13 protein-coding genes are annotated in these 11,638 nt (G+C 69.5%); 7 read left to right on the forward strand and 6 right to left on the reverse strand.

From position 1 onward, the window contains the following. Positions 1-3: 3 nt before the first annotated feature. From QZH52_RS31200 to QZH52_RS31225, 6 genes are read right to left on the reverse strand one after another with little or no spacing between them, the layout of a single operon-like run. Positions 4-984: a tripartite tricarboxylate transporter substrate binding protein gene (locus tag QZH52_RS31200; RefSeq protein WP_301814938.1), complete on the reverse strand. Its 981-nt coding sequence runs from the start codon at positions 982-984 to the stop codon at positions 4-6. Between the two features lie 59 nt (positions 985-1,043). Next, entirely contained in the window at positions 1,044-1,400 is a 357-nt protein-coding gene (locus QZH52_RS31205) for a cupin domain-containing protein (RefSeq protein WP_301814939.1), read from the reverse strand. A 12-nt stretch (positions 1,401-1,412) separates the two neighbouring features. Next, the gene (locus tag QZH52_RS31210; protein WP_301814940.1) at positions 1,413-2,411 is read right to left on the reverse strand and encodes a quinone oxidoreductase family protein; all 999 of its coding nucleotides are present in this window, start codon (positions 2,409-2,411) and stop codon (positions 1,413-1,415) included. Beyond that, positions 2,408-3,289 carry a beta-keto acid cleavage family enzyme gene (locus QZH52_RS31215; protein ID WP_301814942.1) on the reverse strand — a complete coding sequence of 294 codons (882 nt, stop codon included), beginning with the start codon at positions 3,287-3,289 and terminating at the stop codon, positions 2,408-2,410. The genes QZH52_RS31210 and QZH52_RS31215 overlap by 4 nt, the downstream gene beginning before the upstream one ends. Beyond that, on the reverse strand, positions 3,286-4,050 hold the full coding sequence (locus QZH52_RS31220) for an SDR family NAD(P)-dependent oxidoreductase (protein ID WP_301814945.1): 765 nt from the start codon (positions 4,048-4,050) through the stop codon (positions 3,286-3,288). Before QZH52_RS31220 ends, QZH52_RS31215 begins: the two co-directional genes overlap by 4 nt. A gap of 42 nt (positions 4,051-4,092) precedes the next feature. Further along, a complete protein-coding gene (locus tag QZH52_RS31225; RefSeq protein WP_301814947.1) occupies positions 4,093-4,959 on the reverse strand; it encodes a dioxygenase family protein in 867 nt (288 codons plus the stop codon). A 134-nt stretch (positions 4,960-5,093) separates the two neighbouring features. On the opposite strand from QZH52_RS31225, the gene QZH52_RS31230 reads away from it, so the two are divergent. From QZH52_RS31230 to QZH52_RS31260, 7 genes are all read left to right on the forward strand, one after another. Beyond that, positions 5,094-6,125 carry a LacI family DNA-binding transcriptional regulator gene (locus QZH52_RS31230; protein WP_301814948.1) on the forward strand — a complete coding sequence of 344 codons (1,032 nt, stop codon included), beginning with the start codon at positions 5,094-5,096 and terminating at the stop codon, positions 6,123-6,125. A 97-nt stretch (positions 6,126-6,222) separates the two neighbouring features. Then, positions 6,223-7,005 (forward strand): GntR family transcriptional regulator, encoded by a 783-nt coding sequence (locus QZH52_RS31235; RefSeq protein ID WP_301815001.1) that lies wholly within the window; start codon positions 6,223-6,225, stop codon positions 7,003-7,005. 17 nt (positions 7,006-7,022) lie between these two features. Next, entirely contained in the window at positions 7,023-8,243 is a 1,221-nt protein-coding gene (locus QZH52_RS31240) for an ABC transporter substrate-binding protein (protein ID WP_301814949.1), read from the forward strand. Between the two features lie 69 nt (positions 8,244-8,312). Further along, positions 8,313-9,185: a branched-chain amino acid ABC transporter permease gene (locus QZH52_RS31245; RefSeq protein ID WP_286506771.1), complete on the forward strand. Its 873-nt coding sequence runs from the start codon at positions 8,313-8,315 to the stop codon at positions 9,183-9,185. Beyond that, a complete protein-coding gene (locus tag QZH52_RS31250) occupies positions 9,182-10,162 on the forward strand; it encodes a branched-chain amino acid ABC transporter permease (protein WP_301814951.1) in 981 nt (326 codons plus the stop codon). The genes QZH52_RS31245 and QZH52_RS31250 overlap by 4 nt, the downstream gene beginning before the upstream one ends. Beyond that, positions 10,155-10,922, forward strand: a complete 768-nt coding sequence (locus QZH52_RS31255; RefSeq protein ID WP_301814952.1) for an ABC transporter ATP-binding protein — start codon at positions 10,155-10,157, stop codon at positions 10,920-10,922. Before QZH52_RS31250 ends, QZH52_RS31255 begins: the two co-directional genes overlap by 8 nt. Continuing rightward, positions 10,919-11,629, forward strand: coding sequence for an ABC transporter ATP-binding protein (locus QZH52_RS31260; RefSeq protein WP_301814953.1), 711 nt, complete (start codon positions 10,919-10,921; stop codon positions 11,627-11,629). Before QZH52_RS31255 ends, QZH52_RS31260 begins: the two co-directional genes overlap by 4 nt. The last annotated feature ends 9 nt before the right edge of the window (positions 11,630-11,638 follow it).

Raw genomic sequence — 11,638 nt, forward strand, 5'->3', positions numbered from 1 at the left:
GGCTCAGTCCACCTTGATCCCGGCCGCCTTGACCACCTGCTGGGCCTTGGCGGTCTCGTCGGCCAGGAAGCGGTCGAAGTCGGCCGACGGCATCGTGAAGGGTTCGGCGCCGAGCTTGTCGAGCCGCTCCTTGAGGTCGGGCGCCGCCATGATCTTCGCCACCTCGGCCTGCAGCCGGTCGACCACCGGCCGCGGCGTCTTCGCCGGCGCGAACAGGCCGACCCAGAACAGGTACTCCGAACCCGGCACGCCGGCTTCGACGGTGGTGGGCACCTGCGGCATCACGGACGAGCGCTTGCCGGTTCCGACCGCTAGCGCCTTCAGCCGCCCGTCCTTGATCAGCGGCAGCGCCGAGACCATCGGCGCGAAGAACCAGTCGACCCGCCCGCCCATCACCTCGGTCATGGCTTCGGGCGTGCCGCGGAACGGCACGTGCTGGGCCTGGAGGCCGGCCGCGAGCCGGAACACCTCGGCATTCATGTGGGTCGCCGAGCCGTTGCCCGCCGAGGCGTAGTTGAAGCCCCCGGGCTTGGCCTTGGCCTGCGCGACCAGGTCCTTCACGTCGGCGAAGCGCCCGGGCGGGGCGACCAGCACGTTGGGCAGGCTGGCCAGCGGCGTGACGCCGGCGAAGTCCTTCAGCGTGTCGTAGCTGAGTCCCGGATAGATCGACGGGTTCACCAGATGCCCCGCCGAATGCACCAGCAGCGTGTAGCCGTCGGGCGCCGCCTTGGCGACCTGGGCAGCGCCCAACGTGCCGCCCGCGCCCGGCTTGTTGTCGATGATGACGCTGGTCCCGAGCGCCGGCCCGAGCCGCTCGGCCACCAGCCGGGCCACGATGTCGGTACCGCTGCCGGCGGTGAAGGGCACCACCATCCGGATCGTCTGGCCGCGCGGCCAGTCGCCCTGGGCCTGGGCGGCCGGGAAGGCGCACAGGGCGATGGCGGCCGCCAGCAGCTGGCGCCGGCCGAGGAAGGATGTCGTCATGGGGTTGTCTCCGTTGGAATGATGTGTGTGTCGAGGAACGACGAAAGGCGAAAGAAGGCTCAGCCGGGTGCGGCATTGGCCATGACCAGCGCCACCAGCACTGGCCGTTGGCTGCGGTTCAGCAACTGCCGCTTCTCGCCCGGCGCGAAGCGGCAGCTGTCGTAGGGGCCGAGTTCATGCTCTTCCTGGTGGCCGTCGAGTTCGGAGACCACGGTCAGGCGCCCTTCGAGCACCAGGTAGAGCTTTTCGATCTGCGAGCCGTCGAGCGTGGTGTGGCCGCCCGGCAGGATCTGGCTCATGCCCATCCACATCTGGGTCGAGGGCCCGGCCTCCTTGCCCTGCAGCCGCAGGCAGCGCATGTCGTAATGATTGGGCGCCTCGTAGGCCGGCGCCTGCTCGAATCGGGTCAGGTGCATGGCGGCGTCTCCTCAGGGCCGCAGCACGACGCGGTCGGTGCTGCCCGACAGCACCAGCCGGTAGGCATCCGCGGCCTGGTCGAGCGTGAAGGCGCGGGCCACCGGAAAGGGCTTCAGCGTGCCGCGCTCGAAGCCCTCGCGCATCGCGTCGAGCTGGCCGGTGGCGGCCACGCAGTCCATCGCCAGCGAGTCGATGCCGACGTAGGTGTGCATGCCGCGGTAGAAGGCGAAGATGTCGAAGGGCACCGCGCGGTCCTGGGTCGAGATCAGGATCTGCGTCGCGCCCTTGGCCATCGACTTGTTGGCGGCGTCGAAGTAGGCGCTGCCCACGGTGTTGTAGGCGATGTCGACGCCGCGGCCGCCGGTGAGCTCCCGCACCCGCGCCGCGATGTCGCCCTGCGTGGCATCGATCGTCTCGACCGCTGCGCAGGCGAAGCCTTCGAAGGGCCCCGGGCGCCGTTGCACCGCGATCACCCGCGCCCCGGCCTGGGCCGCCAGCTGCACCGCCGCCTGGCCGACCTTGCCGTTGGCGCCCAGCACCAGCACCGTCTGCCCGTCCCGCGGCATGCCGCTGCGCCGGAAGCCTTCGTAGGCCGTGACGAAGGGCACGCCGACCGCGCCCGATTCGTCCATCGAGATGCTGAGCGGCCGGTCGCGCAGGGCGGCCACCGGCAGCACCAGGAAGCGCGCGTGCGAGCCGTCGCGCGTGATGCCGATGTCGCCGCCGGAGCCATAGACCTCGCGGCCGATCCAGTCGTTGGGGCCGTCGACCACCACGCCCGCGAAGTCGCGCCCCGGGGTGCGCGGCCAGACGGCCTGCGGCATCAGGCCGAGTGCCGCCTTGACGTCGCTCGGATTGACCGCCGCGGCGCCGACCCGCACCACCGCGAAGCCGGGCGTGGCCGCCGGTTCGGGCTGGGCGGCGGCCTGGAGCCGCAGTCCGGCGATGTCCGCGGCCTTCTCGGCCAGCCGCAAGGCGCGGGCGCTGTCGTCGACAGTGACGGCGTTCATGCGCTGCCTCCTTCCAGTCCCAGCGTGGCGCGCGCCTCGCGCGCCGAAGCCACCTCGCCGCCCAGGCTCACGATGATGTCCCTGGCCTTGGCCACCAGCTGCGCGTTGCTTTCGGCCAGCACGCCGCGCTCGAGGTAGATGTTGTCTTCCATGCCGACCCGCACGTGGCCGCCCATGAGCCAGGCTTGCGCGACGATCGGGAACTCCATGCGGCCGATGCCGAAGGCGCTCCAGAAGGCGCCGCGCGGCAGCATGTTGCGGGCATAGAGCAGCGTCTCGGGTGTCGGCGCGAAGCCGTACTTCACGCCGAGGACGAAGGTCCACATGGCGGGGCCTTCGAGCGTGCCGTCGGCGATCAGGTCGAGCGCCAGGTTGATGTCGCCCGAGTCGAAGATCTCGAGCTCGGGCTTGACGCCCGCCTCGCGGATCACGCGGGCCATGCGGCGCACGTTCTTCGGCGTGTTCATGACGACGTCGGGCCCGGAGTTCATCGTGTTGAGGTCCAGCGAGCAGACGTCGGGCTTGATCAGCGCGATGTGCTCGACCCGCTTCTCGGGCGGCAGCAGCGTGCTGCCCGGCGCGGCGACCTTCGGGTCGTCCTCGCTCGGAATGAAGCGGCCGCCGGGGCCGGTGGTCAGGTTGATGATGAGCTCGCGGTTCTGGCGCCGGATGCGGTCGACCACGTCGCGGTAGAGGTCGACCTGCATCGACGGCTTGCCGGTCTCGGGGTCGCGCACGTGGATGTGGACCTGGCCGGCGCCGGCCTCGGCCGCGGCCAGGCATTCGTCGGCGATCTGCGCCGGCGTGATCGGCAGGTGCGGCGTCTGCTCGGGCTTCACGAGGTTGCCGGTGACTGCGCAGGTGATCAGCGTCTTCACAGGTGCCGCCCTCCATCGACCACGATGCGGGTGCCGGTCACGAAGCGCAAGGTGGTCGCCAGCGCTTCGATGGTGGCGGCCACGTCCTCCGGCCGGCCGATGCGGCCCAGCGGGGTGGTGGCGGCCATCTTGTCCGCGAACTCGGCGCCACGGCCCGGCACGAACCCCGACTCGACCGCGCCCGGCGACACCGAGACCACGCGCACGGCGGGCGCCAGGGCCTTGGCCAGTGCATCGCCGACGACGTCGAGCCCGGCCTTGGCCGCGACATAGGCCAGGTTGCTGCCGACGCCGGTGAAGCCGGCGATCGACGAGACGTTGACCACCAGCCCGTCGCCGCTGGCCTTGAGCATCGGCGCGAAGGCGCGGATGGTGGCGAACACGCCGCGGAAGTTGGCGCGCAGCAGCTCGTCGATCAGTTCGTCGGTCAAGGCATCGAGGTCGGCCGCGGGCACAGGCTGCGTGTGGCCGGCACTGTTGACCAGGATGTCGCAGCGTCCGTAGCTCGCCTGGACGGCGGCGGCGGCGCGCTGCAGGCTGGGCGTGTCGACGATGTCCGCGCGCAGCGCCGAATGGCGCTGCCCGTCGGCATGCGGCAAGGCGGCGGCGCGGGCGTCGGCGTCCTCGCCCTTGCGGTGCACCAGCACGCAGCTGGCGCCGAGCGCGGCGAGCCGGCGTGCGCTCGCATGGCCGATGGCGCCGAGGCCGCCGGTGATGACGGCGACCTTGCCGTCGAGTCGGGAGGTGGGATCAAAACTCATGGGGTGTCCAAGGGAAAGGTTGAAGGCGATCGATCGAGGTGTTCATGGAATCGGCGGGCGCGGGAACTTCATCTCGCCGGGCTCCAGCACGAAGTCGTACTGCAAGGTCGCGTGGCCGCCGCCCTGCTGGGGTTCGAAGCGGCCGATCAGCCGGCGCGTCACGCCGAACACCGGGTCGCTCTCGAGGTTCTCGTCGTCGTCCGCGAAGACCTGCGTGACGAGCACCTTGTGGCCCGGCTTGCTGACCATGAAATGCAGGTGCGCCGGCCGGTTGGGATGCCGCAGCTGGGCCCGCAGCAGGTCGCCGCAGGGGCCGTCGGTCGGCACCGGATAGCCGGCCGGCCGGACGCTGCGGAAATGGAAGCGGCCCTCGGCATCGGTCCTGAAGCGGCCGCGCAGGTTCATGTCCTGCTGCGCCGGGTCCTGGTTCTCGTAGAGGCCGACCGGCGAGGCCTGCCAGACATCGAGGGTGGCGTCCGCCACCGGACGGCCGGCGGTGTCGCGCACGGTGCCGGCGACCTCGAGCGGAACGCCGGGCGTCTCCGAGCGCGCGATGCTCTCGCCGCCATCGCAGAACGGCGCGTTGGCGCGCCAGAACGGACCCAGCAGCGCGGCCGGCGACTCGCCCTGCGGGTCCTGGTTGTTCTGCAAGGCCACCAGGGTGGACACGCCCAGCAGGTCGGCCGCCAGCACGACCTCGTTCTTGGTCTCGCCGCTGGCCTGGCCGATCGCGACCAGGAATTCGAGCGCGCGCTCGAACTCGTCCTCGGTCAGCTCGACCTCGCGCACGAAGGCGTGCAGGTGGCGGGTCAGGGCGGCCATCACGCTGCGCAGGCGCGGGTCGGGCGTGCGCTCCATCGCCTGGAGGGTGATCTGCAGCACGGATTCGGGGGTGGTCACGATGTTCATGGGGTGTCTGGCCTTTATGCAAACGTTTGCAAATTATTCCTCCATTTCTCGGAAAAGTAAAATCCGCATATCCATTCCCTCATCGTGGAAAATCGCCGGGTTGTCCCGATTCGGGCATTCAATCGTTTGCATCCATGAACCCCCAACCCTCGTCCACCGTCACCATCCGCGATGTCGCGCTGGCCGCCGGCGTGCATGTCTCGACGGTCTCGCGCGCGCTCAATCCGGACAAGCGCAGCCTGATCAGCGCCGAGGTGCTGAAGGTGGTCGAGGAGGCCGCGCGCAAGCTCGGCTACCGGCCCAACCGCGCGGCGTCGGCGCTGCGGACCGGCCGCACCCACACCATCGGGGTGCTGGTGCCCGACATCACCAACCCGGTGTTCCCGCCGATCCTGCAGGGCATCGAGGCCAGCGCGGCGGCGCGCGGCTACTTCGTCTTCGTGACGAACGTGGTCGACCATGCCCTGGCGCGCCCGATCGTCGAGCGGATGCTGGCGCAGCGGGTCGACGGACTGGTGCTGGCGATCGCCACCCGCGACGACCCGCTGGTCGACTACATCGGCAAGGCCGGCCTGCAGGCGGTGCTGGTCAACCGGGCCGACGAGACCGGGCGCCTGCCCGCGGTGGTGAGCGACGACCGGCTGGCAATGAAGCTGGCGGTCGATCACCTGGTGTCGCTGGGCCATCGCCGCATCGCCCACCTGGCCGGCCCGCAGAACGTGCCGACCGGCGTCGGCCGGCGCCAGGGCGTCGAGCAGGCACTGCGCGACCGCGGACTCGAACTGGCCAGCGTCGAGGAATGCGAGGGCTACAGCCGCGAGGCCGGCCGCGCCGCCATGCAGCGGCTGCTCGATGTCTACGAACGGCCGCAGGCCGTGGTGTGCTGCAACGACCTGGTCGCCCTCGGCGCCTACGATGTGCTGCGCGAGCGCGGCATCCGCGTGCCGCAGGACATCTCGATCACGGGCCACAACGACATGCCGCTGGTCGACATGGTCAACCCGCCGCTCACCACCATCCGGCTGCCGCACCGCGAGCTCGGCTGGCGCGCCGCCGAGATGCTGTTCGACGGCATCGAGGGCCGGGCGCCGTCGGCCTTCACAGTGGTGCTGCGGCCGGAACTGGTGGTGCGCGAGTCGACGCGAGACGTTGCTGGCGAGCTCTGAGGACTGGGGGGCGTACCGAGGACCCCGTTTCCATCCCGCATCAAATGTCCCATTGACAGAACAATGGAAGTGCCCAACCATCGCGGGCATGTCGCAGATGCCTTTGCCGAAGTACCACCAGATCTATCTGGTGCTGCGCGAGCAACTCGAAGAAGGGCGCTTCGCCGACGGCCTGCCCGGTGAACTGGCTCTGATGGAGCAGTTCGGCGTCGCCCGCGTCACGGTGCGGCGGGCCCTTGGCCAGTTGTCGTCCGAGGGCCTGATCTCGCGCAACCCAGGCCGGCGCACGCGCCCGGTGCCGCCGGCACTGAGCGGCGAGCCACGTGCGGCCGACGGCATGGCGCGCGCCAACCTGCGCGGCCTGCTCGAGAACCTGGTCACGATGGGCCTGCACACCTCGGTCAAGGTGATCGACGTGGCGACCATCTCGGCCTCGACCCAGGTCGCCGACGCCCTGCAGCTCCAGCTCGGCGACGCGGTGCAGAAGGCGGTGCGCGTGCGTTCGACGCGCGAGGGGCCGCTGTCGCACATCACGACCTACGTGCCGAACGACATCGCGCGCAAGTTCGGCCGCCGCGAACTGGCCAAGAAACCGATCCTGGTGCTGCTCGAAGAGTCCGGCGTCAAGGTCGGCCGCGCGCACCAGACCATCACGGCGCGGCTGGCCGACAACGTGCTTGCGGAGCACCTCGAAGTCTCGGTCGGCTCGGCCCTGCTGGCCGTGCGCCGCCTCATCTACGACGAAGCCGAGCGCCCGGTGCAGTGGCTGCACGGCTTCTACCGGCCCGATCGCTACACCTACGAGATGCAACTGTCGCGCGTCGGCAGCATCGACGCCAAGGTGTGGGTCAGCAAAGACGTGTCAGCCCAGTTCAACTGAAGATAAAGGAAAGCACCATGCCCCATCGCTTCGATCGCCCGGACCGCCGCCGCTTCATGTCGCAGTCCGCCGCCGTGGCCTCCGCCATCGCCTTCCCGCTGGTGGCCGGCGCCCAGCCCAAGCCGATCAAGGTCGGGGTGCTGCATCCCGTGACCGGCGCACTCGCCTATTCGGGCCAGCAGTGCCGGCTCGGTGCGCTGATGGCGATCGAGGACATCAACAAGGCCGGCGGCATCAAGTCGCTGGGCGGCGCCAAGATCGAGGCCTTGCTCGGCGACGCCCAATCGCAGCCCCAGGCCGGCGCCGCCGAGGTCGAGAAGATGAACGAGGCCGGCGTGTCGGCCATCGTCGGCGCCTTCGCGTCGGCGATCTGCCTGGCCACCACGCAGGCCGCGGCCAAGTACAACCTGCCGCACGTGGTCGATGTCGGGGTGGCCGACCAGATTGTCGAGCGCGGCCTCAAGAACACCTTCCGCTTCGGCCCCGGCTACAAGAAGTCGACCGAGGTCGCGATGGCCAACCTGCTGGTGCTCAACAAGGCCGCGGGCAATCCGGCCAAGACGGTGATGATCATCCACGAGGACTCGCTGTTCGGCTCCGGCACGGCGGCGCTGCTGTCGCGCGAGCTGCCGGGCTACGGCTTCGAGGTGAAGGAGGTCGTGAAGCACGCCAACCCGACGCGCGACTTCAACAACATCGTGCTGCGCATGAAGTCGATCAACCCCGACATCGTGATCCCGGCCAACTACTACAACGAGTACGCGCTGCTGGTGCGCACCATGCAGCAGCAGAAGGTGCAGCCGAAGGCGATCTTCTCGGTGCTCGGCGGCGCGGCATCGAGCTACAAGTTCGTCAAGGAGTTTCCGGACGCAGCCAACGGCATCATCGACTGCAACCACTGGTTCAACCCGAAGGACAAGCGCTCGGCCGAACTGCGCAAGCGGGTCGAGGCCCAGGGCCAGTTCTTCAGCTACGAGGTCTTCATGACCTACACCGCGATGATGCTGCTGGCCGACGCGCTGGAGCGCGCCAAGTCGAGCGATCGCGCCGCCATCATCGACGCGCTGGAGAAGAGCACCTTCTCGAACCACATCATGCCGTACAGCCCGACAAAGTTCGTCAACGGCCAGAACGAGGGCGCGCAGCCACTGATGACGCAGGTCGTGAAGAACGACATCAAGGTCATCATCCCGCGCGAGTTCCGTGAGGTCGAACCCATGTTCCCCTTGAACGCCTGAGCGCCTGGTCCAGGCCCGCCAGCTGCCCGGCCGCGCCCCGCGGTGCGGGCAGCCCCACCGAAACCGCCCATGTTCGACCCCAGCATCCTCTTCTCGTCCGTCCTGAACGGCCTGACGACCGGCGCGGTCTATGCCCTGATCGCGCTCGGCCTCACCCTGATCTACGGCGTGCTGCACATCATCAACTTCGCCCATGGCGCCTCGCTGATGCTGGCCCTCTATGCGGTGTACTTCCTCAAGGAGCGCTGGGGCATCGACCCCTACCTGGCGCTGCCGATCGTCATCCCCGGCATGTTCGCGCTCGGCTACGGGCTGCAGCGCCTGGTCATCAACCGCGCAGGCCATGGCAAGGACGAGAACATCCTGTTGGTCACGCTCGGCATCGCGATCGTGATGGAGAACCTGGCGCTGCTGTTCTTCAAGTCGGACACCCGCAACATCGACACCGCCTACGCGCTCAGCACGGTCGCCATCGGGCCGGCGATGATCGCGGTGCCCAAGCTGGTGGCCTTCGCCGGGGCACTGGTGGTGTCGGCACTGCTGTTCTGGGTCATGGGGCGCACCGACCTGGGCCGCGCGATCCGCGCGGTCGCCAAGGAGAAGGAGGGCGCCAAGCTGATGGGCATCGATGTCGACCATGTCTATGCGATGAGTTTCGGCATCGGCTTGGCCTGCCTCGGCGCCGCCGCCTGCTTCCTGCTGCCGGCCTACTACGTCAATCCGCAGGTGGGCGGCGGCTTCGTGCTGGTGGCCTTCACGATCGTGGTGCTGGGCGGCATGGGCAGCTTCGTCGGCGCGCTGATCGGCGGCTTCCTGGTCGGCATCGTCGAATCGCTCGGCGGCCTCTACCTGGGCGAATCGCTTGGGCAGATCGGCATCTTCGCGATCTTCATCGGGGTCGTGCTGTTTCGCCCGCAGGGCATGTTCGGAGCGAAGGCATGAGCGGTCCTCGTCAACTCGCGGGCATCGCGCTGTTCGCCGCGGTGGTGGCCTGCGTGCCGTTGGTCACAGCGTCGGGCGCGACGCTCAATTTCGTGATGATGGCGCTCTACGCCACCTTGATCGCGCAGGCCTGGAACATCCTCGGCGGCTTCGGCGGCCAGTTCTCCTTCGGCCATGCGCTGTTCTTCGGCAGCGGCGCCTACATCCAGGCCATCGCGCAGCTGCAGGGCGGCCTCAACGCCTGGGCCGCGCTCGGACTGGCGGTCATCGGTGCCGCGGCGGTCGGCCTGTTCATCGGCGGCTTGAGCTTTCGCTACGGGCTCAAGGGCTCCTACTTCGCGCTGGTCACCCTGGCCTTCGCCGAGGTGTTCCGCATCGTCGCGCTCTCGGTGCCTTTCACCGGCGGCGGCGTCGGCCTGATGCTGCCCCTGCGCGAGGCGCCGTCGAACCTGCAGTTCGCCACCCGCGCCGGCTACCTGTGGGTGGTGCTGGCCTTCGTGGTCGCGGCGCTGCTGGTCACCTGGTGGCTGCGCAACGGCCGCTTCGGCGCCTGGCTGCAGGCGGTGCGCGACAACGAGGACGCGGCGCGCGCCGTGGGCGTGAACCCGTTCCGCGTCAAGCTCGGCGCGATCGGCATCTCGGCCGCCTTCATGGGCGCCGCGGGCGCCTTCTACGTGCAGGTGTTCCAGTACATCGACCCGGGCATCGCCTATGGCCCGTCGACTTCGGTCGAGGCGCTCGTCGGGGCCATCGTCGGCGGCGTCGGCACCCTGTGGGGGCCGGTGCTGGGTGCGGTGGTGCTGCATCTGCTGGCCGACCTGACGCGCAACCTGTTCGGCGAGCTGCCGGGCATCAACATGGTGATCTACGGCACGGTGCTGGTGCTGATCGTGATCTTCCTGCCGCGCGGCATCGCCGGCCTGGGGCTCTCGGTGCGGCAGCTCTGGTCGTCCGCGAAGGGAGGTCCCCGTGGCTGAACCGCTGCTGGTGCTGAATGGCATCTCCCGTTCCTTCGGCGGCCTGAAGGCGGTGCAGGGGGTCAGCCTGTCCGTCGCTGAAGGCAGCCTGAGCGCGCTGATCGGCCCCAACGGCGCCGGCAAGACCACGCTGTTTGCGCTGATGTCGGGCTTTCTCAAGCCGGACACCGGCACGGTGCGCTTCGCGGGCCAGGACATCACGGGCCGCGAGCCGCACCGCAACGCCCTGCTCGGCATGACGCGGACCTTCCAGATCGTCAAGCCATTCGCGGCGCAGACCGTGCGCGAGAACATCGCGGTCGGCGTCCACCTGCACGAGCGCAGCCGTGGGGCGGCATTGCGGCGCGCGGACGAAGTGGCGCAGCGCGTGGGCCTGGCAGCGCAGCTCGACAAGCCGGCCTCCGACCTCACGGTCGCCGGCCGCAAGCGGCTCGAACTGGCGCGTGCGCTGGCGACCGAGCCGCGCCTGCTGTTGCTCGACGAAGTGCTGGCCGGCCTGAATCCGCAGGAGATCGCCGAGATGATGCCGGTGGTGCGCGGCATCGCCGACGGCGGCGTGACCGTGCTGATGATCGAACACGTGATGCAGGCCGTGATGAACCTGGCCGAGCACGTGTGGGTGCTGGCGCAGGGCCAGCTGATCGCCGAAGGCAGTCCGGCCGAGGTGACGTCGAACGACAAGGTGGTCGAGGCCTACCTGGGCCACGGCACCGCGGCGCGGCTGCGCAAGGCGGCTGCGGCGAAGAGGGTGAACGCATGACCGCGCTGCTGGAAATCAAGGGCCTCCGCGGCGGCTACGGCCGGGTCGAGGTGCTGCGCGGCGTCGACCTCCAGGTGAACGCCGGCGAGATGGTCGCGCTGCTCGGCAGCAACGGCGCCGGCAAGTCGACCTTGAACAAGATGGTCTGCGGCCTGTGCCCGGCCTGGAGCGGCAGCGTGCGCTTCGACGGCCAGGACCTGAGCGGCGCCCACTACCGCGAGGTCGTCAAGGCCGGCCTGATCCAGGTGCCCGAGGGCCGCAAGGTGTTCCCGAACCTCAGCGTGCTGGAGAACCTCGAGCTGGGCTCCTTCACGCGGGCCCGCGAACGACGGGCCAGCAACCTGGAGAAGGTGTTCGGCATCTTCCCGCGGCTGCGCGAGCGCATCCGCCAGAACGCCGGCACCATGAGCGGAGGCGAGCAGCAGATGCTGGCCATCGGCCGCGGCCTGATGGCTGAGCCGGTGCTGCTGATCCTCGACGAGCCCTCGCTCGGCCTGTCGCCGCTGCTGGTCGAAGAGATGTTCACCTTGATCCGGCGCCTGCGCGACGACGGCCTCGCGGTGCTGCTGGTCGAGCAGAACGTCGGCCAGTCGCTGGAGATCGCCGACCGCGCCTACGTGCTGGAGAACGGCAGCGTTCGCTTCTCGGGCGCGCCGGACGAACTGCTCGGCAGCGACGAACTGCGCCGCGCCTATCTCGGGCTCTGAGCCAGGGAC

It is taken from the genome of Variovorax ginsengisoli (assembly GCF_030486595.1).
In the GTDB taxonomy this organism is placed as follows: Bacteria; Pseudomonadota; Gammaproteobacteria; order Burkholderiales; family Burkholderiaceae_C; genus Variovorax; species Variovorax ginsengisoli_B.

Excerpts from the sequence above, each read along its gene's own strand:
- QZH52_RS31200 (WP_301814938.1), bottom strand. The coding sequence starts at position 984 with ATGACGACATCCTTCCTCGGCCGGCGCCAGCTGCTGGCGGCCGCCATC.
- QZH52_RS31205 (WP_301814939.1), bottom strand. The coding sequence starts at position 1,400 with ATGCACCTGACCCGATTCGAGCAGGCGCCGGCCTACGAGGCGCCCAAT.
- QZH52_RS31210 (WP_301814940.1), bottom strand. The coding sequence starts at position 2,411 with ATGAACGCCGTCACTGTCGACGACAGCGCCCGCGCCTTGCGGCTGGCC.
- QZH52_RS31220 (WP_301814945.1), bottom strand. The coding sequence starts at position 4,050 with ATGAGTTTTGATCCCACCTCCCGACTCGACGGCAAGGTCGCCGTCATC.
- QZH52_RS31225 (WP_301814947.1), bottom strand. The coding sequence starts at position 4,959 with ATGAACATCGTGACCACCCCCGAATCCGTGCTGCAGATCACCCTCCAG.
- QZH52_RS31230 (WP_301814948.1), top strand. The coding sequence starts at position 5,094 with ATGAACCCCCAACCCTCGTCCACCGTCACCATCCGCGATGTCGCGCTG.
- QZH52_RS31235 (WP_301815001.1), top strand. The coding sequence starts at position 6,223 with ATGCCTTTGCCGAAGTACCACCAGATCTATCTGGTGCTGCGCGAGCAA.
- QZH52_RS31240 (WP_301814949.1), top strand. The coding sequence starts at position 7,023 with ATGCCCCATCGCTTCGATCGCCCGGACCGCCGCCGCTTCATGTCGCAG.
- QZH52_RS31245 (WP_286506771.1), top strand. The coding sequence starts at position 8,313 with ATGTTCGACCCCAGCATCCTCTTCTCGTCCGTCCTGAACGGCCTGACG.
- QZH52_RS31250 (WP_301814951.1), top strand. The coding sequence starts at position 9,182 with ATGAGCGGTCCTCGTCAACTCGCGGGCATCGCGCTGTTCGCCGCGGTG.
- QZH52_RS31260 (WP_301814953.1), top strand. The coding sequence starts at position 10,919 with ATGACCGCGCTGCTGGAAATCAAGGGCCTCCGCGGCGGCTACGGCCGG.